At 68.4% G+C, this 22,596-nt stretch carries 18 protein-coding genes, 4 tRNA genes and 1 pseudogene; 16 read left to right on the top strand and 7 right to left on the bottom strand.

The window, feature by feature from the left end; genetic code table 11:
• Positions 1–10: 10 nt before the first annotated feature.
• Positions 11–4,267 (top strand): annotated as a pseudogene (locus ACT86A_RS03055) (cation-translocating P-type ATPase); the annotation flags it as partial.
• Here ACT86A_RS03055 and ACT86A_RS03050 read toward each other — a convergent pair.
• On the bottom strand, positions 4,261–4,479 hold the full coding sequence (locus ACT86A_RS03050) for an Rv1535 domain-containing protein (protein WP_445090429.1): 219 nt from the start codon (positions 4,477–4,479) through the stop codon (positions 4,261–4,263). The pseudogene ACT86A_RS03055 and the gene ACT86A_RS03050 overlap by 7 nt on opposite strands.
• Between ACT86A_RS03050 and ACT86A_RS03045 the strand changes: the two genes are divergently transcribed.
• Positions 4,453–4,719: a hypothetical protein gene (locus ACT86A_RS03045; protein ID WP_445090428.1), complete on the top strand. Its 267-nt coding sequence runs from the start codon at positions 4,453–4,455 to the stop codon at positions 4,717–4,719. The genes ACT86A_RS03050 and ACT86A_RS03045 overlap by 27 nt on opposite strands.
• Positions 4,720–4,741: 22 nt before the next feature.
• Here the strand turns inward: ACT86A_RS03045 and ACT86A_RS03040 are convergent, their stop codons facing one another.
• From ACT86A_RS03040 to ACT86A_RS03025, 4 genes are all read right to left on the bottom strand, one after another.
• Positions 4,742–8,962, bottom strand: a complete 4,221-nt coding sequence (locus ACT86A_RS03040) for a bifunctional nitrate reductase/sulfite reductase flavoprotein subunit alpha (protein WP_445090427.1) — start codon at positions 8,960–8,962, stop codon at positions 4,742–4,744.
• Between the two features lie 111 nt (positions 8,963–9,073).
• Positions 9,074–9,778 (bottom strand): demethylmenaquinone methyltransferase, encoded by a 705-nt coding sequence (locus ACT86A_RS03035; protein ID WP_445090426.1) that lies wholly within the window; start codon positions 9,776–9,778, stop codon positions 9,074–9,076.
• 75 nt (positions 9,779–9,853) lie between these two features.
• Entirely contained in the window at positions 9,854–10,996 is a 1,143-nt protein-coding gene (locus ACT86A_RS03030) for a glycosyltransferase family 4 protein (protein ID WP_445090425.1), read from the bottom strand.
• 99 nt (positions 10,997–11,095) lie between these two features.
• Positions 11,096–11,551 carry a DUF3592 domain-containing protein gene (locus ACT86A_RS03025; protein WP_445090424.1) on the bottom strand — a complete coding sequence of 152 codons (456 nt, stop codon included), beginning with the start codon at positions 11,549–11,551 and terminating at the stop codon, positions 11,096–11,098.
• 39 nt (positions 11,552–11,590) lie between these two features.
• On the opposite strand from ACT86A_RS03025, the gene ACT86A_RS03020 reads away from it, so the two are divergent.
• Positions 11,591–12,097 (top strand): DUF2505 domain-containing protein, encoded by a 507-nt coding sequence (locus ACT86A_RS03020; protein ID WP_445090423.1) that lies wholly within the window; start codon positions 11,591–11,593, stop codon positions 12,095–12,097.
• Between the two features lie 62 nt (positions 12,098–12,159).
• Here ACT86A_RS03020 and ACT86A_RS03015 read toward each other — a convergent pair whose 3' ends face one another.
• Positions 12,160–13,428 carry a geranylgeranyl reductase family protein gene (locus ACT86A_RS03015; RefSeq protein WP_445090422.1) on the bottom strand — a complete coding sequence of 423 codons (1,269 nt, stop codon included), beginning with the start codon at positions 13,426–13,428 and terminating at the stop codon, positions 12,160–12,162.
• 207 nt (positions 13,429–13,635) lie between these two features.
• Here ACT86A_RS03015 and ACT86A_RS03010 point away from each other — a divergent pair, with 207 nt between their 5' ends.
• Both ACT86A_RS03010 and htpX read left to right on the top strand, forming a co-directional pair.
• The gene (locus ACT86A_RS03010) at positions 13,636–14,688 is read left to right on the top strand and encodes a polyprenyl synthetase family protein (protein WP_445090421.1); all 1,053 of its coding nucleotides are present in this window, start codon (positions 13,636–13,638) and stop codon (positions 14,686–14,688) included.
• 489 nt (positions 14,689–15,177) lie between these two features.
• On the top strand, positions 15,178–16,053 hold the full coding sequence (gene htpX / locus ACT86A_RS03005) for a zinc metalloprotease HtpX (RefSeq protein ID WP_445090667.1): 876 nt from the start codon (positions 15,178–15,180) through the stop codon (positions 16,051–16,053).
• Between the two features lie 52 nt (positions 16,054–16,105).
• Here the strand turns inward: htpX and ACT86A_RS03000 are convergent, their stop codons facing one another.
• On the bottom strand, positions 16,106–16,597 hold the full coding sequence (locus ACT86A_RS03000; RefSeq protein WP_445090420.1) for a YajQ family cyclic di-GMP-binding protein: 492 nt from the start codon (positions 16,595–16,597) through the stop codon (positions 16,106–16,108).
• A 176-nt stretch (positions 16,598–16,773) separates the two neighbouring features.
• Between ACT86A_RS03000 and ACT86A_RS02995 the strand changes: the two genes are divergently transcribed.
• From ACT86A_RS02995 to ACT86A_RS02945, 11 genes are all read left to right on the top strand, one after another.
• Positions 16,774–16,856 (top strand) — tRNA-Tyr (locus ACT86A_RS02995).
• Between the two features lie 310 nt (positions 16,857–17,166).
• Positions 17,167–17,239 (top strand) — tRNA-Thr (locus ACT86A_RS02990).
• Between the two features lie 83 nt (positions 17,240–17,322).
• Positions 17,323–17,398, top strand: a tRNA-Met gene (locus tag ACT86A_RS02985).
• A gap of 41 nt (positions 17,399–17,439) precedes the next feature.
• Positions 17,440–17,610 (top strand): 50S ribosomal protein L33, encoded by a 171-nt coding sequence (gene rpmG, locus ACT86A_RS02980; protein ID WP_011211653.1) that lies wholly within the window; start codon positions 17,440–17,442, stop codon positions 17,608–17,610.
• Positions 17,611–17,795: 185 nt separating this feature from the next.
• Positions 17,796–18,863 carry a fused (3R)-hydroxyacyl-ACP dehydratase subunits HadA/HadB gene (locus ACT86A_RS02975; protein WP_445090666.1) on the top strand — a complete coding sequence of 356 codons (1,068 nt, stop codon included), beginning with the start codon at positions 17,796–17,798 and terminating at the stop codon, positions 18,861–18,863.
• A 222-nt stretch (positions 18,864–19,085) separates the two neighbouring features.
• Positions 19,086–19,158, top strand: a tRNA-Trp gene (locus ACT86A_RS02970).
• Positions 19,159–19,189: 31 nt separating this feature from the next.
• A complete protein-coding gene (gene secE, locus ACT86A_RS02965; protein WP_445090419.1) occupies positions 19,190–19,579 on the top strand; it encodes a preprotein translocase subunit SecE in 390 nt (129 codons plus the stop codon).
• Between the two features lie 117 nt (positions 19,580–19,696).
• Positions 19,697–20,482 (top strand): transcription termination/antitermination protein NusG, encoded by a 786-nt coding sequence (gene nusG / locus ACT86A_RS02960; protein ID WP_445090665.1) that lies wholly within the window; start codon positions 19,697–19,699, stop codon positions 20,480–20,482.
• Between the two features lie 95 nt (positions 20,483–20,577).
• Positions 20,578–21,012, top strand: coding sequence for a 50S ribosomal protein L11 (gene rplK / locus ACT86A_RS02955; RefSeq protein WP_014988496.1), 435 nt, complete (start codon positions 20,578–20,580; stop codon positions 21,010–21,012).
• A 151-nt stretch (positions 21,013–21,163) separates the two neighbouring features.
• The gene (gene rplA, locus ACT86A_RS02950) at positions 21,164–21,877 is read left to right on the top strand and encodes a 50S ribosomal protein L1 (RefSeq protein ID WP_445090418.1); all 714 of its coding nucleotides are present in this window, start codon (positions 21,164–21,166) and stop codon (positions 21,875–21,877) included.
• A 102-nt stretch (positions 21,878–21,979) separates the two neighbouring features.
• Positions 21,980–22,555 carry an NADPH-dependent FMN reductase gene (locus ACT86A_RS02945; protein ID WP_445090417.1) on the top strand — a complete coding sequence of 192 codons (576 nt, stop codon included), beginning with the start codon at positions 21,980–21,982 and terminating at the stop codon, positions 22,553–22,555.
• Positions 22,556–22,596 lie beyond the last annotated feature (41 nt).

Genomic DNA, 22,596 nt, shown 5'->3' with positions numbered 1-22,596 from the left:
CGGCCTCGATATGGGCGTGCGGTCCGCTGCGGCTGTCGCCGCCGCGGGCATGGATCTCGCGAGTCTGCCGGTGCGCACCATGGCTACCGGCCGCGTGGTCGAGGCGCTCACCGAGGCCGCGACGGAACTGCTCGGCGGCAAGCCGGCCCGGCGCCGTTGGCGCGGCGGGAACCGCTGCTGGATCGAAGTGCGCGGCCTCGCCGAGCGCGAGCCGGACGACGATGTGGGCTCCGCGGTACTCGCCGCGCTGCGTGCGCATCGTGGTGTCATCTCGGCGACCCTCAACCACCCGCTGTCGCGTGTCATCGTCGAGGTGCGGGAAACGACAACTGTCGACGAACTGTGCGAGGTGGTCACCGCAGCCGAGAATCGGCATCCCGATTCCGGTCGCCGGCCCGTCGACCTGCCTGCCGACGGTATCGTGCTGGCCGGCACCATGGCCTCGGCGGCGGTGGACGCTGTCGGCATCGGTATCGCGTTGGCCGGTCGGGTGGTGGGTTTACGGCGGCTGCCGGCGGGTCTCAATGCCGTTGTCGCGCTCGTCGATTACCAGCCGCGGCTGCGTCGCGCGGTCGAACAGCGCCTCGGCACGAATGCCGCTGATACCGCGATCGCGCTTGCCGCGGCCTCGGCGTACACCGTCACCCAATTACCGGCATCACTGGGCGTCGACCTGTTCATCCACCTCGCGAAGGCCGCCGAGACCCGCGCGGCGGCCACCATCTGGGAACGCCGCGAGCCGGCGCTCGCGCAGCACGCGACGTGTGTCGACGGTGTCCGGCCCGCACACCGACCGAGGCCGCTGCCGCCGGGGCCGGTCGAGCGGAACGGGGACCGCAGCGGACTGGCGCAGGCGGTCGCCGCACCGGCGATCGGCATGCTCACCGCCGACCTCGACGCCGCCGCCACCGCCGTCACGGTCGCCGCGCCCAAAGCGGCCCGGACCAGCCGGGAGTCGTTCGCCACGACATTTGCCCGTGGCCTGGCCGCCCGGCACGGCGCGCTGTCCTTGCGGCCGCAGGTATTCCGGCGCCTCGACCGGGTCGACGCCGTGGTACTCGACCCTCGGGCTTTGTGCGGCGACGAATTGCGGGTGGCGCGCATCCGCGACGTGCCCGAGCACAACCGGACGGCGGTGTGGCAGTGGGCGCAGGACCAATTGGATCGCGGTGCACTGCAGCCTGGATGGCAGCCGGTGGCGCGGTCGGTGTCCGGCAATGGACGTGGCAGCGCGGTGCTGGTGCGATACGCGCATCATCCGCTGGCGTCGGCGTTGCTCGGCGAAGTGCGCCGTAGTGGTGCCGATGCGGTGTCCGTCGATGTCGACACGCTCGATGAGCTGCGCTCATCGTTCGACGACCTCGAGCCGGTGAACGGGTCCCTGGACGAAGCGCTTGTCCACGCGGTGCACCGGTTGCAGTGGGAAGGCCGCACGGTCGCGCTGGTGTCGAGTTCCGCGGCGCAGGCGCTGGCCGACGCCGACATTGCGATAGGTTTTGCCGTGGGCGGGCCGACACCCTGGCACGCGGACCTGCTCGTCGACGGTCTGGACAGCGTGTGGCGGATCGTGCACGCGCTGCCCGCGGCCCGCCGAGCCAGTGAACGTGGCGTCGAAATCGCCACCGGCGCTTCCCTTTTAGGTGGGTTGCTGATGATTCCGGGGGTGCGGGGCGGTGGCTTGGCTCCGGTCACCGCCGGCGCCGCCGCCGGCGCTTGGACGGGATACCGGCTCGCCAGCGCAGCGCTGCGGGTGCCGACGCCGCCTGCCGTGAGCGTGCGCGAGTGGCACGCGATGTCCGTTGACCAGGTGTGTCGCGTGCTGCAGTCGCCGCAATCCGCACCGGTGCCCGAACCGTCACGATTGGCGTCTGCTGCCCGCCCGGCGCGCGCGGTCGTCGATCCGGTGCGCCGGGTGGTGCAGGATTTCGCCGGCGCGATACGCACCGAGCTATCCGACCCGTTGATCCCGGTGTTGGCGGTGGGATCGGCGGCCAGCGCGGTGCTGGGCTCGCCCATCGACGCGATCCTGGTCGGTTCAGTGCTCGCCGGGAACGCGGCCTTGGCGGCGACCCAGCGGATCCGGGCCGAGCGGCTGCTGCGGCGACTGTTGGCGGCGCAGGACCCACCGGCCCGCAAGGTGGTCGGCGCCGATTGCTACGCGACGGTGGACGCCGCCCGCTTGCGCCCCGGCGACGTCATCGAGGTGCGGCCTGGTGAGGTGGTGCCCGCCGACGCGCGGCTCATCCACGCGCTCGACGTGGAAGTCGACGAGTCGTCGTTGACCGGAGAGTCGCTGCCGGTCACCAAACAGGTCGACGCCACACCGGCCGCGCCGGTCGCGGAGCGGGCGTGCATGCTCTTCGCCACCACGACAGTGGTCGCGGGCACGGCGGTGGCGATAGTCACCGGCGTCGGCGCGCAGACTCAGGCGCGCCGGGCCGCCGCGACCCCCCACACCGACGGCTCGGCCGCGGGCTTGCAGTCCCAGCTCAAAGATCTGACGAACCAGTCGTGGCCGTTCAGCCTGGTCGGCGGGGGATTGGTCACCGCGCTCGGGCTGTTGTGGCGCACGGGCCTGCGACAGGCTGTCAGCAGCGGTGTGGCCGTCAGCGTGGCCGCTGTTCCGGAGGGGCTGCCGCTGGTCGCGACGCTGGCGCAACAGGCGTCGGCGCGACGACTGACCCGCACGGGCGCGCTGGTCCGCAGTCCGCGGTCGGTCGAGGCGCTCGGCCGGGTCGACGTGGTGTGCTTCGACAAGACCGGGACGCTCAGCGAAAACCGGTTGCGGGTCACCATGGTGCGCGCCGCGAGCGGATTGTCCGATGACGATGTGCTCCGCCACGCCGTCCGGGCCACACCACTGGCCAACGGCGAGCCGCACGAACATGCGACCGACCGCGCGGTCGCCGAGGCCGGGCAGCGGCTGGACTGCGGCGAGTCGGCGGCGCATTTGCCGTTCCGGTCCGGTCGCCCGTTCTCGGCGTCCGTGCACGGCGAACAGTTGTCGATCAAGGGGGCGCCGGAGGTGGTGCTCGCGGCGTGCGTGGACGCTGACGAGGCGGTGCAGCGGCAAGTGCGCAAGATGGCCGCCGACGGGTTGCGGGTGATTTCCGTCGCCACACGGCAGCTTTCGGCAGCGCAGGCCCGATCGGTCCGTGACGACGCCGACGCCCTCGCCGACCTGTGCGGTGAGGAGCTGCGGTTCGCGGGTCTGCTCGGCCTTGCGGACACCCCCCGCGCGGATGCGGCCGAGGTGCTGGGGGAGCTCGCCGAGCGCGGCATCGGGGTGCGTCTGATCACCGGTGACCACCCGGTGACGGCTACCGCGATCGCCGCCGAGGTGGGCCTGCCCGTCGACGAAGATCAGGTGATCAGTGGACCTGAATGGGAGGCGCTGTCGCGGCGCGAACAAGAGCAGGCGGTGCAGAGCCGGCAGGTGTTCGCCCGGATGTCACCCGAGCACAAGGTGCAGATCGTCGAGACGATCCAGCGGTTGGGGCACGTGTGCGCCATGGTCGGCGACGGCTCCAACGACGCGGCCGCCATCCGTGCCGCCACCGTCGGCATCGGCGTGGCTGCCCGCGGCAGCGACCCGGCCCGCACCGCGGCGGACGTCATGCTGCTCGACGGGCGGATTCGCGCGCTGCTGGACGCGCTCGACGAAGGCCGGCAACTGTGGCGGCGGGTGCAGGCGGCCGTAGCCGTGCTGCTCGGCGGCAACGCGGGCGAGGTGGTTTTCGCGATCGCCGGCACCGCGCTCACCGGCCGGGCGCCACTGAACACCCGCCAATTCCTGCTGGTCAACATCCTCACCGATGCGCTGCCGGCCGCAGCCCTCGCGGTCAGCCCGCCGAGTGCCGACCGGCGATACACCGGCCGTGGGCCCGACCGCGCGGCGCTGTGGCGCACCGTGGCGGTGCGCGGTGCGACCACCGCCTCCGCCGCGACAGCCGCGTGGGCGTGGGCGAGGTTGACGGGTCGAGGGCAGCGCGCGTCGACGGTGGCGCTGGTGGCGTTGGTCGCGACGCAGTTGGGTCAGACGCTCATCGACTCACACAGCCCGCTGGTTGTCGCCACCGCGGCCGGATCACTGTTGGTAATGGGCGCGCTGATCAGCACGCCGGGAGTGAGCCAACTGGTCGGCAGCACGCCGCTCGGCCCGGTCGGCTGGTTGCAGGCATTGTCGACGGCCGCCGTCGCGACCGCCGTCGCGGCCATCGCTCCGCGTCTGCTCGGCGCGGGCGGTCGGCAACAGGAAGATCAGCCGACGATCTCGATGACCCCAAGGCGCCACAGCACCGCGTACAGCTCGCGCAGCGGCACGGTCAGCACCTCCGTCAGCGCGCCCGTCAACGAATCCGAGCCGACGCCTACGACAGTTTTGATCACACCAGACAGGGTGCGGACCGCAGACGTCGAATTCGCGAATACACCATGACCCGGAGGCAACAAATGGCCGAAAATTCGTCCACCAGCCATCGGAACGCCGTCGACCGGGTCCTGGCTGCGCAGGGTTTCGCGGTAGACCTGCCGGTGGCAGGCCGGGTCCGCATCCCGCGGCCCGAGCAATTGGCGTACTACGGTGCGCTCGGCGCGTTGGCCGCGGCGGAGATCATCGATTGGCCCGTGGCGCTGGTCCTCGCGGCCGGTCACTGGCTGGTACAGAACCAGCACAATCGCGTCGCCCATGAGATCGGCGAAGCCCTCGAGGACGCCTAGTCGAAGAACGGGACATGAACAGTCAGTAAACGTCCCGAATGTAGCGCTTTTCGGCGACCAGCTGCTTCTTGAACGCCAGCGCGCCGTCCTCATCGAGCTTGCCGTGGACGCGGGCGATCCGCAGCAGCGCATCGTCGACGTCCTTGGCCATGCGGCTGGCGTCGCCGCAGACGTAGAAGTGGGCGCCGTCACGCAGCCAGGACCACAGCTCGGCGCCGTGTTCGATCATGCGGTGCTGCACGTATATCCGCTCGCGCTGGTCGCGGGAGAAAGCCAGGTCGAGCCGGGACAGGAAGCCGGAGCGGAACATGTCCTCCAGTTCGGCGCGGTAGTAGAAGTTGTGTGCCGCGTGCTGGTCACCGAAAAACAACCAGTTGCGCCCGGTGCAGCCGAGGGCCCGGCGCTCCTGCAGGAACCCGCGGAACGGCGCGATGCCGGTGCCCGGTCCCACCATGATCATCGGTGCCGCCGGGTCGGCGGGCGGACGGAAATGCGGCGCACGCTGCAAGAAGATCGGCACCGCCGGATCGGCGAACTCGGTACCCGCCCGGTCGGCCAGGAAGGTCGAGCACACGCCGCCACGCCGCGCGGACGAACCGGTGGCCGCGGGTTCGCCGTAGCGGACGATGCCGACGGTCAGCTCCACCTCATCCGGGCTGACCAGCGGGCTCGACGAGATCGAATACTGCCGCGGTTGCAGCTTCTTCAGCGTGCCGAGCCACTCGACCAGATCCGCCCGCACCGGAAAATCGCGCAGCACGTCGACGGCTTGCCGGTCCCACAGGTAGTTGGCCAGCTCATGGCGATTATCCCTGCGCAGCAGCTTGGCGAGCCTGCCGCTGTGGTTGCGTTCGGCGAGGAAGCCGAGCAGGTCGTGGCCGACCTTGGTGATGTCGTAGTGCCTGCGCAGCGCCTCGGACAGCGGTAGTTCTCGCTCGTCGACTTCGACCAGGCGGCGACCGTCCATACCGGTGGCGGTCAGCCACTCGGTGACCAGCGCGGCGTCGTTCACCGGCCAGACACCCAGCGAATCGCCCACTTCGTATCCGGCTTCGAGACCGTGCAGGTCGAACCCGAACCGCCGGACTTCTTTGGGCGAATCGCCGGCCGACAGCAACTCGTTGCGCATCAGTTGGGCGCGCAGCGGGGCGCTGCGGGTGAACGGGGTGGGCGCGGCGCGGGTGCGGCCGGGCGCGGGGTTGGCGGCGGGGGTGGCGGCCGGCAGGTCGATCGTGGCGACCCCGCCGCGGCGGGTTACCGGGTGCCTGGAGCCGTTCGAGCCGCGCACCGGAAGATCGACGGAGGAGCCGGGAGCGTCGGACGGGTCGGCCGTACCGTCGCCGAGCGCGGCGAGCACGTCATCGAGCCAGCGTTCGCCGGCGTCTTGATAGTCGGGTTCGCTGTCGACGCGCGGGAGCAGTCGCGTCGCGCCCAGGTCGGCCAGTTTCTGGTCGAGTTTGCGGCCGTAGCCGCAGAAGTCGTCGTAGGACGAGTCGCCCAGCGCGAACACCGCGTACCGCACACCGGTCAGCCGCACGACGCTCCCGGTCAGCCGATCCCAGAAATCGGCTCCGTTGTCCGGCGGCCCGCCGTCACCGAACGTGCTGCTGATCACCAACACGTCGCCGCTGATCGCGCCCAGGTCACAGGAATCCAGATCCAGCAGCCGCGGCGCGAAACCGCCCTCGGCCAGGCGCGTGGCGGCTTCGGCGGCGAACTCCTGCGCGGTACCGGTCTGGGAAGCCCACAGCACAGTGATCGCGCGCGCGGTCGCGCTGGTGCTCGGCGCGGTCGCCGGCACTGCCGTGTCGCGCGAATACATGCCGGCGAGCAGACCGTCGACCCACAGTCTGCTGTGCGTGGACATCGGCGCCGACTGCGGAAGCACCGGCTGTGCAGTCACCGGAACCGCTTGCAGTGCGGCCAGATAGCCGCTGAGGTAGATCCGCTCGGTCTCGCTGAGCGCGGGTGCGGTGCCGCTGTCGAGGCCGAGCACCGTCGCCAGCGGGTGCGCCGGCGCCACCGTCGGCAGCGCGGCGGAAGTCTCCGGCTGCGGCACGGCGGCGACCCGGCGCAGGGCCACCGCGCACGCCTTGAACTCCGGTTGCAGTGACGCCGGGTCGACCGCGTCGTTGGTGACCGCGTTGATGGTCAGATACTCACCCTGCTCGTCGTTCCAATGGAACGGCACGAAGCAATCGCCGGGCCGAACCCGGTTGCTGATCTGCACCGGCAGCACCGCCCGCCCCCGACGCGAGGCGATCTCGAGCTGATCATCTTTGCGCAGGTCGAGGCGCTCGGCATCGGCCGGGTGCACCTCGACGAACGGCGTGCCGTTCAGCCTGGTCAGCTTGTCGATTTTGCCGGTCTTGGTCATCGTGTGCCACTGATGCTGCAAGCGGCCGGTGTTGAGCAGGAACGGGTAGTCGTCGTCCGGCATCTCCTGCGGCAGCAGGTGCGGCCGCGGCCAGAACACCGCGCGGCGACTCGGGGTGGCGAAGGCGAGCCTGGGCTGATGGCCGTTGTCGTCGACGAACAACGTCTGGCTGACGCCGTCATTGCGGTACCGGATCGGATTGCGCCTGCGCTCGGGCTGCGCGCAGGGCCACTGCATCGGGCCGTCGCGCAGCGCGTCGTAGCTCACCCCACGCAGGTCGTAGCCGGTTGCCGGGTTCGTGAATCGCTTGATCTCTTCGAGGATCTCGGCACTGGAGGCGAAGTCGAAGCCGGGGAACCCCATCGCGGTGGCGATGTCGGCGATCAGCCGCCAATCCGGCCGCGCGTCGCCGGTCGGCGGGACCGACTGCCGGAGCAAGGTGAGTTGGCGTTCGGAATTGACCATCACCGCATCGGCTTCCGCCCACAGCGTGGCGGGCAGCAGTAGATCGGCGTAGGCGTTGGTCGCCGTTTCGGTGTAGGCGTCCTGGGCGATCACCAGTTCGGCCGCCTCGAGGCCCGCGATCACCGTTTTCCGGTTCGACACGGTGGCGACGGGATTGGTGCAGATGATCCACGCCGCCTTGATCGTGCCCTCGGCAAGCTCGCGGAACATCTCCACCGTGCCCGGGCCGGCCTCGGTGCGCAGTGTGCCCGGTTCCAGACCCCACTGGCCTTCCACGAACGCGCGGTCCTCGGCGGAGAGCAGGCTGCGCTGACCGGGTAGCCCGGGGCCCATATAGCCCATCTCGCGTCCGCCCATCGCGTTCGGTTGTCCGGTGAGCGAAAAGGGCCCGCTGCCGGGGCGGCAGATGGCGCCGGTGGCCAAGTGCAGGTTGCACAGGGCATTGGTGTTCCAGGTGCCGTGCGTGGACTGGTTGAGTCCCATCGTCCATAGCGACATCCACTCACCCGCCGCGCCGATCCACTGCGCGGCCGTGCGGATGTCGGCCTCGGCGAGTCCGGTGATCTCGGCCACCCGTCGCGGCGGATAGTCGGCCAGGAACTCCGGCATCGCGTCCCAGCCCTCGGTGTGCTCGGCGATGAACTCCGCGTCGATATCGTCGTTCTCGATGAGCAGGTGCAGCAGCCCGTTCAGCAGCGCGAGATCAGTGCCCGGCGCGATCTGGAGGAACAGGTCGGCCCGCGCGGCGGTCTCGGTGCGGCGCGGGTCGACCACGATGAGCTTCGCACCCGCTTTGAGCCGGTCGGCCATGCGCAGGAACAGGATGGGGTGGCAGTCGGCCATGTTCGCGCCGACCACGAAGAACAGATCGGCGTGCTCGAAATCGTCGTAGGAGCCGGGCGGCCCGTCCGCGCCGAGCGACTGTTTGTACCCGGTCCCGGCACTGGCCATGCACAGTCGCGAATTCGCCTCGAGGTGCACGGTGCGCAGGTAACCCTTGGCGAGCTTCGTCGCGAGGTACTGCGACTCCAGCGACATCTGCCCGGAGACATACAGCGCGATCGCGTCCGGACCATGCTCGTCCAGGATCGCCCGCAACCGGGTGGCCGCCTCGTGCACAGCCTCGTCGACCGGGAACGGCACGGGGACCTGGCCCCGCTCCGAACGCCGGTATGCGGTCTCCATCCGGCCGGGGGTGTGCATCAACTCCGCGTGCGTCGCGCCTTTGGTGCACAGCCGCCCCGCGTTCGCCGGATGCAGCTTGTCGCCGCTGACCTTGGCGATTACCGGCTTGCCCGCGGCGCCGGAGCTGGTCTGCACCGTTATCCCGCAGCCGACGCCGCAGTACGAGCACGCCGTTCGGGCGGTGCCGTCGCCGCGGCCGGTCACTGCGTCAGACATGCCTTCGATCATGCGGACCGCCGATTGCGCCGAATTTACCTAGTGTTATCGGTAGGTGACAATCCTCCTCATCGCGCCGAGATCCGGCGGTGAGGATCGCGGTCGGGCGGCTCAGCCGAGTTTGTACGCGCGATGCAGGGCGACGACGCCGCCGGTGAGGTTACGCCACTTCACCGCCGACCACCCATTGGCCGCGATCCGCATCGCCAGCCTGCGCTGATTCGGCCACTGCGAGATGGATTCGGCGAGGTAGACGTATGCGTCGGGATTGCTGCTCACCATGCGCGCCACCTTGGGCAGCGCCTTCATCAGGTACTCCAGGTACAGCGTGCGGAACACCCGCGCGACGGGGATGGAGAACTCGCAAACCACCAGTCGCCCGCCCGGTTTGGTCACGCGCAGCATCTCACGCAGCGCGAGGTCGGTGTCCGCGACGTTGCGCAGCCCGAACGAGATGGTCACCGCGTCGAAGGAGTTGTCGGCGAACGGCAGCGCCATCGCATCGGCCGCCACCATGGGCACCTTGCGGAAGCGGCCCGCGGTGAGCATGCCCTGGGAGAAGTCGGCGGCCAGGCACCAGGCGCCGGATTTCTGCAGCTCCCGGGTGGACACGCCGGTGCCGGCCGCGAGATCGAGCAACCGTTCACCCGGTCGCGGCGCGAGCGCTCTGCGGGTCGCCCAACGCCAGTAGCGATCCTGCCCCGCGGAGATCACCGTGTTGGTCAGGTCGTATCGCCGGGCGACGCCGTCGAACATAGACGCGACTTCACGCGGCTGTTTGTCCAAGGAAGCCCGGTTGGATTGCGTTTTCGCCACGCCACGACCCTAGCTTCCGGCCGCGGCCGGACCGAGCGTGGCGCGACGATACGTCGGTCACGTCCGATCTCGGTCTCAAGCCGTATGGGGCAAGCGGATCTGCGTCCCGGTCACCTCGGCGTAGTGTCCCATCAATTGACCGCAAATGGCCGGCCAGGTACGCGACAGCACCGATTTGCGGGCCGCTCCCGCGAACCGGGCTCGCAGCGCCGGATCGTGCAATGCCGCAACAGCACTGGGCAGCAGTTCGCAGAACCGGTCCACCGGAAGGAGGTAGCCGTTGCGGCAGTGTGCGATCAGATCGCGCGGACCGCCCGCGTCGGGGCCGATGACCGGTACTCCGGACGCGAGCGCCTCCTGCACGCCCTGGCAGAACGTCTCGTGCTCGCCCGCGTGCACCATCACGTCCAGGGCGGCGTAGGCCTGGGCCAGCTCCTCGCCGCCGAGCTCGCCGGTGAACACCGCGTTCGGCATCATCCGCGCCAGCCGCTGGCGCTGCGGCCCGGCACCGACGATCACCAGCTGGATGTCCGGGTCGTCGGCCAGCACCGCGAGCCGCTCGACGTGCTTCTCCGGCGCGAGTCGCCCCACGAAACCGACCAGCATCCGGTCCCGTCCGGACAGCCAGGCCTCGCGCAGCGCGGCGGATCGGGCGCTCGGTGTGAACCGTGCGATATCGACCCCGCGGCCCCACCGGTGCACCCGCGGGATGCCGTGCCGGGCCAGGTCCTCCGCCGCTGCCCGAGAAGGGGCCAGGGTGCGGGTGGCGCCCTCGTGGATGCGTCGGGTCCAGCTCCAGGCGGCGCGGCCGGCCAGTCCGAGCCCGTAACTCTTGGCGAACCCCGCGACGTCGGTCTGGTACACCGCGACGGTCGGCAGGTCCAGGCGCAGCGCGGCGCCGAGTCCGCCTGCCCCGAGCAGGAACGGCGAGGCCAGATGGACCACGTCGGCGTCGAAGTCGGCGATGGCCGAGACGATGCCGGGTTGCGGCAGCCCGACCGGGAGCGAACTGATCTTGGGGACCATGACCGCGGGTACCCGGTGGACCGGGAACCGCTCGTAGCTGCGCGCTGCGGCGGGTAGCCCGCGCGGGGTGTCCGGCGCGATGATCAGTGCGTCGTGTCCGTGCCGGTCCAGGTACTCCAGTACCCGCAGCACGGAATTGACGACGCCGTTCATATTCGGCAGAAACGACTCCGCGATGATCGCTACTCGCACGCTCCCAGCCTGACCGCTACATCGCGCCGCGCCGCCACGCCGAAGTGAAGCGAACGGAAAGTTCGGGCGAACTATCAGGACCTCGCGGTACCGGCGGCGTCAGTTCACCGGCTCGAGCCTGCGCTTGCGCACGCGGGCAAGCAGCCACAACGCCGGCAGCGCGAGCAGCCAGACCACCACGATGACCGACAACGCGGGGGGAATCGCGACACGCACGTCGCGGCCCTCCACCCGCACCAGATCGGGGTCGCTGCGACGGTATTCCACGCGGATGCGCTCACCCGCGGTGAGGTTGGTCGGATACAGCACGCCGACCTTGGGATTGTGCGTCTCCCCATCCGGGGTGACGTACATGACAGCCGAGCGCAGCCGTCCGGCCGAGAGCACCTCTGCCGTGGTGCTGCCCTTGTCGGAGCTGATCAGGTAGTCGTTGCGCCATGCGGCGAGCACCAGTAGCGCGACGAGCACGCTGATGGCGGTCGCGGCGATCAGCACGCCGATCCTGGCCCGTCGCAGGCGGATCGTCCGCCTGCTGGACTGGCTGGTTTCCGACACCGCCACAGGCTACCGATCGGCTCGGCTACGGTGGCGGTCATGTCCCGAAAATTCAGCTTCACCGTGCCCTACACCGTCCCGGTTGAAGATCTCCACCGGGCACTCACCACCGATGACGTCTGGCATGCCCGCTTCGCCGAGTCGTCGACCGCGACAGTGCAGTTGTCGCATCCCGATGGCGCGGGCACCATCCGCATCCACATGACCGAAAAGGCCGCGACGGACAAGGTCCCCGCGCTGGTGCGCAAAGTGCTCAAGAGCGAGCTCACTTTCGCCCGCACCGACAACTGGCAGCCGCTCGTCGGCGAGGTCGGCAAAGGCACCTTCGAAGTCAGCACCGGCGGTATCAACACCGCCATGTCCGGGACCTACGAAATTCGTTCCACCGCGGAAGGTTCCGAGCTCGAGGTGGCCGGCGCGGTGCAGGTGAAGGTGGCGTTGGTCGGTGGCGCCATCGAGCCGCTCGCCGAACAACTGCACCATCGCGTGCTGGACGGCGAGCGCAACTTCATCGAGCAGTGGCTGGTCACCGAACCGACCGACTGACGAACCCGCCCGGTGCCCCAGCGCGCGCCGGGGCACGTCCCGATCGCCCGGTGCTGCCACTGCTAGGCGAACGGCTGTCGTTCGTCGAAGCGCATCGACGTCCGGCCCGCGGTTCGCCACGCCCGCGCGGTCAAATCCACGTCCTCCTCGGTGACCAGGTTGCCCATCACACGAACCGCTGTGCGCTGGAGAAACTTCGAGCGCATCACCGGAGGGCCGCCCAGCGCAACCACGCGCGGATGGGTCGCCAGGCCGGCGATCCGGCGCGCGACCGAGAAGGTGCGCCCGTAGCGTGTGCGCAGCAGCCGCGGCCAGATCGTGCTGAGGTCGGGCTCATCCAGCAGGTCGGCCAGCATATGGCCACCTTCGAGGCCGTAGTCGATGCCTTCGCCGTTGAGCGGATTCACACAGCCCGCGGCGTCACCGACCAGCGCCCAGTTGCGGCCGGCGACGTTCGAGACCGCGCCGCCCATCGGCAGCAGGGCCGAGGCCACCGCACGCAGTTCGCCCTCGAATTGCCATTCCTCCTTGCGCGCCGCGGTGTACTGCGCCAGCAGCGGTTTCAGCGCGATATGCGCGGGCCTGCGCTCCGTCGCCAGCGAACCGACGCCGATGTTCACCTCGCCGTTTCCGAGCGGGAACACCCAGCCATAGCCGGGAATCAGCCCACCGGAGGCGTCGCGCAACTCCATGTGCGAGGTGATCCACGGATCGTCGCTGCGGCCGGACTTGATGTAGGCCCGCGCCGCGGTGCCGTAGGCGTACTGCCGGTGCCAGGCGCGGCCGAGCAGCCGTCCGATCGGTGACCGCACGCCGTCGGCGACCACCAGCGTCCGGCAGGCGATCGTGTGCACACCCTCGCCTGTGCGCACCGTCACGCCGGTGACCCGATCGCCCTCCCGGATGACGTCGACAACCTTGGTTCCGTCCACCATGCGCGCTCCGGACCGCACCGCTGTCTCGCGCAGCTTGTCATCGAGTTCGGTTCGCGGTACGGCGCTTCCGTAGGCCGGGAAACCACCGCCGGGCCAGCTCAGCAGGACCTCGTGGCCGAAGCCGGTCATCCGCAGACCGTGGTTGACGATGTGGGCGCGCACCCACGCGCCGAGGCCGAGCTGCTCCAGCTCCGCGGTCGCACGCGGGGTCAGGCCGTCGCCGCAGGTCTTGTCCCTGGGGAACACGGCGGAATCGAGGAGCACCACGTCCCGTCCCGCTCTGGCCGCCCAAGCGGCGGACGCCGAGCCCGCGGGACCCGCACCGACGACCAGCACCTCGGCCCGGCTGGGCAACGCGTTCTCGTCGCCCGTGGGAGTCGCTTCTGGTGAACCCATGCGCTCCATACTCGCAGGGCCGTCCCGGCGCCGTCGAAGCGGTCGCGCCGGCCCGTCGTCCGTCGCTCGGGCGGCCACGACGACGAACGGCGGCAGGACAGATCCGCCGCGGAGTGACGGTGTTCATGGGCCATCGGCCGGGGACACGCTAGGTTCTCTACCGTGGGGTCGGACGCATCGCTGGGAGAAGAAATGAGCAGATCGGCCATGAGTGAGCGCAGCGAGCCAAGCATCAACGCGCGCGAGGGTGTCGGCGGCACCGCGAGCACGGTGGTGGCGGGGGTCGATCTCGGTGCGGACGAACTCGCCGCGACGGTCCGCGATGGCCTGGAGAAGGTCGAAAAGCTCCTGGTCGAGGAGCTGTCCGACGGTGCGGAATTCCTCCAGGAAGCCGCGTTGCATCTGGCCAAGGCGGGCGGCAAGCGGTTCCGGCCGCTGTTCACCATCCTCACCGGACAGCTCGGGCCCCGGCCGACCGATCCCGACCTGATCACCGCGGGCACCGTGGTCGAGCTGGTTCATCTGGCCACCCTGTACCACGACGATGTGATGGACGAGGCCCCGATCCGGCGCGGCGCGCCCAGCGTGAACTCGAGGTGGGGCAACAACATCGCCATCCTCGCCGGGGACTACTTGTTCGCGCACGCCTCACGCCTCACCTCCACCCTCGGCCCGGACGCCGTTCGCATCATCGCCGAGACCTTCGCCGAACTCGTCACCGGTCAGATGCGCGAGACCATGGGCGCCCGCGAATCCCACGATCCGGTCGAGCACTACCTGCGCGTGGTGTGGGAGAAAACGGGTTCGCTCATCGCCGCCGCCGGACGCTTCGGCGGCACGTTCTCCGGCGCCGGCCCCGAGCATGTCGAGCGCCTCGCCCGGCTCGGCGACGCGGTCGGCACCGCGTTCCAGATCTCCGATGACATCATCGACATTTCCTCTGCTTCCGAGCAGTCCGGCAAAACACCCGGCACCGACCTGCGTGAAGGCGTGCACACCCTGCCGGTGCTGTACGCGCTGCGCGAAGAGGGCGCCGACAGCGACCGCCTGCGCAAGCTGCTCGCCCGCCCGCTGGAGACCGACGACGAGGTGGCGGAGGCGCTCGACCTGCTGTCCCGCTCCCGCGGCATGGTGCTGGCCAAGGAGAAACTCCACGGCTACGCCGACCTCGCGCACACCGAACTCTCCGCACTGCCCGACGGTCCTGCCAACGAGGCACTCGAGCGACTGGTCCGCTACACGATCGAACGCGTGGGCTGAGTTTGATTTGCCGTGCCTTCGCGCGGCGGGTTCGCGGCCCCTTATGGCTCGCGTCCGAGCGACCACCGCTGGCGACTTCGTCGCGAACGCGGCGGCCGCTCGGACGCGAGCCGGGCCGCGAACGGGGGATGCTCGGTCTCGCGGCGCTCGAAAGCTGGAGTTGGGCCGGTGCGTTGCGAGACGACGAGGCTCCACTGTGCGGGGACACGGTCACCGTGCACGGCCTGATGTCGCGTGGCGCTGCGTTCGTGGCATGCGACACACCACAGCAAACCTTCCCAACGGTCAGGAACCTTTATCCGGCCTCCGATCGTTGACCTTGTGCAACGCGGTACAGAGTCGAGGCCGACGCGACAGCTGATTTCATGAGTACATGGGTAACTCGCCGGGTACGCCCAGAACTCGAGCGGTACCCAACGCAGGACCTGAACGCAAACCCCGCGTCACCCGACTGGTACGGCCTAAAGACGCGGAGTGGCGGGAGAGCACATGCACGGGTATGCGAACGGGCTGAAGACTTTCGGGCTGATGGTGGGTCTTTCGGCCTTGATCGTGTTCGCGGGCGCGATGTTCCGCAGTCCGGCGATCCTGGTCATCGCGATCCTGTTGGCGGTCGGCATGAACGCCTATGCCTACTTCAACAGCGACAAGATCGCGTTGAAGGCGATGCACGCCCAGCCGGTCAGTGAGCTGGAAGCGCCGGTCGTGTACCGCATTGTGCGCGAGCTGGCCACCACCGCCCGCCAGCCGATGCCGCGGCTGTACATCAGTCCGACGAATGCGCCGAACGCGTTCGCCACCGGACGCAGCCCTCGGCATGCCGCGGTCTGCTGCACCAGCGGCATTCTGCAGATTCTCGACGAGCGAGAACTGCGCGCCGTGCTCGGCCATGAACTCTCGCACGTGTACAACCGTGACATTCTGATCTCGTCGGTCGCGGGCGCGCTCGCGGCGGTCATCTCCGGTCTGGCCAATCTGGCCTTCTTCGCCTCCGCGTTCGGCGGCAACCGCAACGGTCAGGGCCCGAACATCCTGGGCGTGCTGCTGGTGTCGCTGCTCGGCCCGATCGCCGCCACCCTGATCAAGCTGGCGGTCTCCCGTTCCCGCGAGTATCAGGCCGACCAATCCGGCGCAGAACTCACCGGCGACCCCCTGGCGCTCGCCGGCGCCCTGCGCAAAATCGAGCGCGGCGTCCAGAGCGCCCCGCTGCCGCCGGAGCCCAAGCTGGCGGCGCAGTCGCACCTGATGATCGCCAACCCGTTCCGCCCCGGTGAGCGGGCCGCACGCTGGTTTTCCACGCACCCGCCGATCGCCGAACGCGTCGAACGGCTCGAGGAGATGGCCGGCGGCCCCCGCCGGTACTGAGCCGAGGTGATCCGGGCAGTCGCCAGCGACCGGGCCGAGCTGCGGCCGGGACTCAGCGGTAATTGACGAACTGCAGCGCGATGCCGAAATCCTCCCCCTTCAGCAGGGCGATAACGGCCTGCAGATCGTCGCGCTTCTTGCTGCTCACTCGCAGCTCGTCCCCCTGAATCTGCGCCTTCACACCCTTGGGGCCTTCGTCGCGGATCTTCTTCGAGATCTTCTTTCCATGCTCGGTATCGATGCCCTGCACCAATGAGCCGGTGATCTTGTACACCTTGCCGGAGGAGACCGGATCGCCCGCGTCGAACGCCTTCAGCGAGATGTCACGGCGAATCAGCTTCTCCTTGAACACCTCCAGCGCGGCCTTGACCCGCTCCTCGGCCTCCGCGGTCAGCACGATCTTGTCCTCGCCGGACCATTCGATGGACGCGCCGGTGCCACGGAAGTCGTAGCGGGTGTTGAGCTCCTTCTCCGCCTGATGCAGGGCGTTGTCGACCTCCTGCCGGTCGACCTTGCTCACCACATCGAAAGACGAATCAGCCACGCTGCGCTCCTGTCCTGACGGTCCGATCGGGGCATCCGAACGAGGGTCCAGCCCCCCGGTCAGTTCTACCCGGCCCGCTCGAGATTAGTCGCGCCGCATGGCCGATAGCCAGCCGGTTTGCATTCAGGGTGCGGGTTCGATGTATTCTGCTCACCGCGCACAAACAATGCGCGAACGGCAGGTTGCCCGAGCGGCCAATGGGAGCAGACTGTAAATCTGTCGGTGAAAGCCTACGTAGGTTCGAATCCTACACCTGCCACCGCCGTTCACCAGGCGAGCCCTGTACGCAGAAAATGCGTACAGGGCTCGCTTCGTCTTGTCTTGCGGGGTGCAACCCCCACACCCTGCCCGGCCGGGCTTCGCTTCCAGTGCTTGCGTTAGTCGGCCGTGTATCCGGGTTGTTGGTATGCCAGGGGCATTGTTGGTTGCGTTTGCGCGGTTCGCCGGGCGCGGCCGAAAATGCAGCTCTGACCACGCGGTTTGGTGGTGAGGGCGGTAAGTGTGTAACCTCGTTCAAGACTTCACCGCGCTGAGGTCGAGTACTCGGGTCTCGGTGCGGAAGCAGTCATGCCCCCTTAGCTCAGTCGGCAGAGCGTTTCCATGGTAAGGAAAAGGTCAACGGTTCGATTCCGTTAGGGGGCTCGCCGGATTGCCGGTGGTGACCGACTCGGCATCGCTCCCGTAGTTGGCGGGTTGGGCTCGGCACCATCGCAATGCGACGCCGTGGCGGTGTAGCTCAGTCGGTAGAGCAAACGACTCATAATCGTTGTGTCGCCGGTTCAAGTCCGGCCATCGCTACCACAACCGATCAAGCCCATCAGGTACCGGAAAGAAGGCATATCGTGGCCGCGAAGTCCACCGATGTCCGGCCAAAGATCACCTTGGCCTGCGAGCAGTGCAAGCACCGCAACTACATCACCAAGAAGAACCGGCGTAACGATCCGGATCGGCTGGAGCTGAAGAAGTTCTGCCCGAATTGTGGCACCCACCGGGCGCACCGCGAATCCCGCTAGTTTCTCCACGCGTGAACTGCCGCGTGGAATGGCGCCGCGAGTCACATCCCGGTATCTCGGGCCGTGACAACCGCGAGGGCCGGACATTAGTCCGGCCCTGACGCATTTTCACGGTGTGGGTGCGGTGGTGAGCGCTCCACCGACTCCGGGCATCGGGGTCAGATAGGTACAGTCCTCCCGTGACAATCAACACCGGTACAGACGAAGCGGTCCAGGCGGGCGAGGCGACAGACCCGGCGACGCACGCCGCGGCGATGGTCGGTCACCACTACCGCGTCGACGACTATTACGAAGTCGGCCGCGAAAAGGTGCGGGAGTACGCCCGCGCCGTGCAGGACTACCACCCGGTGCACTGGGACGAGGACGCGGCCCAGGAGTACGGCCACGACAACCTGCTCGCGCCGGTCACGTTCATCTCCTTGGTCGGGATCCTGGCCCAGCGCAAGCTGTTCGAACAGATCGTCACCGGCTACGACCTCAGCCAGATCATGCAAACCGACCAGATCCTGGAATTCCACCGCCCGATCAGGGTCGGTGACCAGCTCACCTGCGACGTCCACCTGCATTCGTTCCGGCAGGCCTTCGGCGGCGACATCATCGTGACCAAGAACATCGTCACCGCGCAGCACGACGAACTGGTGCTCACCACGTACACCACGCTCGTCGGCCGCAGCGGCGGCGATATCGACCCGAATTTCGCCGCGGCCGTCCGCAACGTGCTCATGCACGGCATCGGCGAGGAGGCGCCGGAACACCGCCCGCGCAGCTCGGACTCCGCGAGCCAGGCGCCCGCTCCGGTCTCGCCGGCCCCCGAGGGGGTAGGCACCAAGCACGGCCTCCGCTTCGAGGACGTCTCGGTCGGTGCGGAGCTGCCTTCGCGTACGGTCCGGCTCACCCGCGGCGATCTGGTGAACTACGCGGGCGTCTCCGGTGACGCCAACCCGATTCACTGGAGCGACGAGGTGGTGAAGCTGGTCGGCCTGGACGACGTGGTCGCGCACGGCATGCTCACCATGGGCCTCGGCGGTGGTTTCATCACCTCTTGGCTGGGTGATCCCGGCGCGGTGAAGGAGTACAACGTTCGCTTCACCAGCCCGGTCTATGTGGGCGCCGACGAGGCCGCCGAGATCGAGTACAGCGGTAAGGTGAAGTCGGTCGATCCGGAGGCCAAGACCGCGGTTGTGGCCATCGTCGCGAAGTCGGCGGGAAAGAAGATCTTCGGCCGCGCGACCGCGACGGTACAACTGGCCTGACCTGGTCGCCTCGACCCTGATTGGCTAATGGCGCGCACAGTAACGTACACTCAGGTTTCTGGGGTCACCAGCCGCTGCGCGCTGCTCTGTAGGGCTGGTTCCACGCGGTCTGCGAGGATCGCCGACGGGGCCGGCAACTGCCGGAGTGGCGCGCGTGTTGTGTGACCGCAGGACACAACTGAATATCGAAGAGTGGTTGGACAGCCCACACCGTCCGACCGAAGGGGCGTAGCTCAACTGGCAGAGCAGCGGTCTCCAAAACCGCAGGTTGCAGGTTCAAGTCCTGTCGCCCCTGCCCTGGATGCCAGCGACGAGAGAGGATCGACGTGGACGAGCGGGACACTCGCCGCGGTGCGCATGCCGACGAAGGCGATGACACCGCCGCAGTGACTCGGCCGAGCGGCAAGCGGTCCGCCCGGCGTACTCGCGCTGCCTCGTCCTCGCAGACCGATACGGGCGCGATCGCCACGCTCGACCGTCCGTCGCGGAAGGCAGCCAAGACCGATCGGGCCGAACGCAAGCCGGGCAATCCGTTCAAGCGTTTGATCAAGTTCCTGCGCGAAGTCATCGCGGAACTGCGCAAGGTGATCTGGCCCAACCGGAAGCAGATGGTCACCTATACGAGCGTTGTTCTGGTGTTCGTGATCTTCATGGTCGCGTTCATCAGCGGGTTGGATCTGGCGTTCATCAAGGGTGTCAGCTGGCTGTTCGGCTAGCTGAACGACGCCGACGCCGGTAGCCGATCCCGGGCGGACAGCGGCGAAAGGATTTCGCCGCGCGCCCGGCCCGGCACGCAGAGGATGTACGTGACGACACAGGAAGCGAGTGCCCCAGTGAGCACCCCGGAGAACGGCACACAAGACAAGTTCCCGGCCGACGACGCGGTGGCCGAGCCCACCGACTCCGTCGAGGAGTTCGCGACCGACGAGTCCCCGGTCGAGGAATCGGAGCCCGCTGAGCCCGCTCCCGCCGCCCCTGTCGACGCCGAGGACGCCGATCCCGTCGCCGAGATGAAGGCCGCGCTGCGGCGCGCCCCCGGCGAGTGGTATGTGATCCACTCCTACGCCGGCTACGAGAACAAGGTGAAGGCCAATCTCGAGACCCGCGTGCAGAACCTGGACCTGGAGGACTACATCTTCCAGGTGGAGGTGCCCACCGAAGAGGTCACCGAGATCAAGAACGGGCAGCGCAAGCACGTCAACCGGAAGGTGCTGCCCGGCTACATCCTGGTCCGGATGGAGCTCAACGACGAGTCATGGGGCGCGGTGCGCAACACCCCCGGCGTCACCGGATTTGTCGGCGCCACGTCCCGCCCGTCGCCGCTGTCCATCAACGACGTGGTGAAGTTCCTGGTCCCGGCCGCGCAGCAGCAGAAGAAGCCCGCCGCGGCCGCCACGGCGACCGCCGAGGCCGCGGGCGGCGAGGTCGCGCCGAAGCCGGTCATCGAGGTCGACTTCGAGGTCGGCGAGTCGGTGACGGTGATGGACGGTCCGTTCGCCACGCTGCCCGCCAGCATCTCCGAGGTCAACGCCGAGCAGCAGAAGCTGAAGGTGCTCGTGTCGATCTTCGGCCGTGAGACCCCGGTCGAGCTGGCGTTCACCCAGGTGGCGAAGATCTAGACCGGCCTCAGCTCCGGGGGGGTGAATCCGCCCGGTCGAGGATCGCAACATACGACTTGCAAAGAGCAAGGACAACAAACACCTAGGAACGAAAGATGCCCCCCAAGAAGAAGAAGCTCGCCGGGATCATCAAGCTTCAGATCCAGGCCGGCCAGGCGAACCCGGCCCCTCCGGTCGGCCCCGCGCTCGGTCAGCACGGCGTCAACATCATGGAGTTCTGCAAGGCGTACAACGCCGCGACCGAGTCGCAGCGTGGCAACGTCATCCCGGTCGAGATCTCGGTGTACGAGGACCGGTCCTTCGACTTCAAGCTGAAGACCCCGCCGGCCGCCAAGCTGCTGCTCAAGGCCGCGGGTGTGCAGAAGGGCTCGGCCGAGCCGCACCGCAACAAGGTCGCCAAGGTGACCATGGACCAGGTGCGCGAGATCGCCAAGACCAAGCAGGAAGATCTGAACGCCAACGACATCGATCAGGCGGCGAAGATCATCGCGGGTACCGCGCGTTCGATGGGCATCACCGTCGAAGGCTGAGCGTGCTCGCTCCCTGGTGGGAGGGCCGGCCAGGCCCGATAACCACGTCTGAACCACCAACACTGCGGTGCGAACGAAGGGCTCGCAGGCGCAAGCCTGGGTGACCACGGAGAGCCCCGGGAGCACCGCAATCGAACAAGGACAGAGAATCATGGCAAAACGAAGCAAGGCATATCTTGCCGCGGCCGAGAAGGTCGATCGCACGAAGCTCTACTCCCCGCTGGCCGCCACGCGCCTGGCGAAGGAGACCGCCACTGCCAAGACCGACGCGACCGTCGAGGTCGCCGTGCGTCTCGGTGTGGATCCCCGCAAGGCCGACCAGATGGTTCGCGGCACCGTCAACCTGCCGCACGGCACCGGTAAGACCGCCCGTGTCATCGTGTTCGCCGCGGGCGAGAAGGCCGCCGAGGCCGAGGCGGCCGGCGCCGATGCCGTCGGCGCCGAGGACCTGATCGAGCGGATCCAGGGCGGCTGGCTGGACTTCGACGCCGCGATCGCCACCCCGGACCAGATGGCCAAGGTCGGTCGCATCGCGCGGGTCCTCGGCCCGCGCGGTCTGATGCCGAACCCGAAGACGGGCACGGTCACCACCGACGTGACCAAGGCCGTCAACGACATCAAGGGCGGCAAGATCAACTTCCGGGTCGACAAGCAGGCCAACCTGCATTTCGTCATCGGCAAGGCGTCCTTCGACGACACCAAGCTGGTGGAGAACTACGGTGCCGCGCTGGACGAGATCCTGCGCGCCAAGCCGTCGACCGCCAAGGGCCGCTACGTCAAGAAGGTGACGGTCTCGACGAACACCGGACCGGGCATCCCGGTGGACCCGAACCGCACCCGCAACCTCCTCGATGAGGAAGCGTAAGCAGCACCTCGAGCTGATGATCGGCAGTGGCGGGGATGCGAAAGCGTCCCTGCCACTGCGCGTATCCGGACTAATTCGCCGGGCCGCGTGGTTGGGTTCGATGTGACCGTCGTTCTGTTGATCTCCGGCAGTACTCGCGCCGCATCTACCAATTCCGCTGCCCTGCGCACGATTTCGGCACTCGCCCCGGACGGCGTATCCGCCCGATGGTACGGCGACCTCGCGGAATTGCCGGCCTTCAACCCGGATGACGACGGCTCCGCACATCCATCCGTTCTCGCGCTGCGACAACAGCTCTCGGGCGCCGATGCGGTCCTGTTCTGTACTCCGGAATATGCGGGCACGCTGCCGGGCAGTCTGAAGAATCTGCTCGACTGGACCGTCGGCACCGCCGACCTCCACGAGAAGCCGGTTGCGTGGATCACGGTCGCACCACTCGGTCGGGGTGACGGCGCGGTCGCGATGCTGTGGAGCGTGCTGAGTTATTTGGGCGCCGATGTCGATTGCGAAGCCTGTGGGTGCCTGCCGGTGCTGCACAAGGACGTCGGCCCGGACGGACTGGTCACCGACATGGAATTCCGGTCCGGCGCGTCAGCGATGCTCCGCCGACTGGTCTGGTATGCCCGGCGCGCGACGTCCCTGCGAACTGCCAGATCCGGATCCGGCCCCGCAGGGTAGGCCGTTTTGGCAGATGGGGCCCGTCCAGGTACATTGGACGT

The sequence above is a fragment of the Nocardia glycosmidis genome (assembly GCF_052545115.1).
This window is presented reverse-complemented; position numbering and strand designations above follow the sequence as displayed.

Bases quoted from the DNA above. Each gene is read 5' to 3' on its own strand.
- ACT86A_RS03015 (WP_445090422.1), bottom strand. From the start codon at position 13,428: ATGGGTTCACCAGAAGCGACTCCCACGGGCGACGAGAACGCGTTGCCC.
- ACT86A_RS03040 (WP_445090427.1), bottom strand. From the start codon at position 8,962: ATGTCTGACGCAGTGACCGGCCGCGGCGACGGCACCGCCCGAACGGCG.
- rplA (WP_445090418.1), top strand. From the start codon at position 21,164: ATGGCAAAACGAAGCAAGGCATATCTTGCCGCGGCCGAGAAGGTCGAT.
- htpX (WP_445090667.1), top strand. From the start codon at position 15,178: ATGCACGGGTATGCGAACGGGCTGAAGACTTTCGGGCTGATGGTGGGT.
- ACT86A_RS03020 (WP_445090423.1), top strand. From the start codon at position 11,591: ATGTCCCGAAAATTCAGCTTCACCGTGCCCTACACCGTCCCGGTTGAA.
- ACT86A_RS03050 (WP_445090429.1), bottom strand. From the start codon at position 4,479: ATGGCTGGTGGACGAATTTTCGGCCATTTGTTGCCTCCGGGTCATGGT.
- ACT86A_RS03010 (WP_445090421.1), top strand. From the start codon at position 13,636: ATGAGTGAGCGCAGCGAGCCAAGCATCAACGCGCGCGAGGGTGTCGGC.
- ACT86A_RS03045 (WP_445090428.1), top strand. From the start codon at position 4,453: ATGGCCGAAAATTCGTCCACCAGCCATCGGAACGCCGTCGACCGGGTC.
- rplK (WP_014988496.1), top strand. From the start codon at position 20,578: ATGCCCCCCAAGAAGAAGAAGCTCGCCGGGATCATCAAGCTTCAGATC.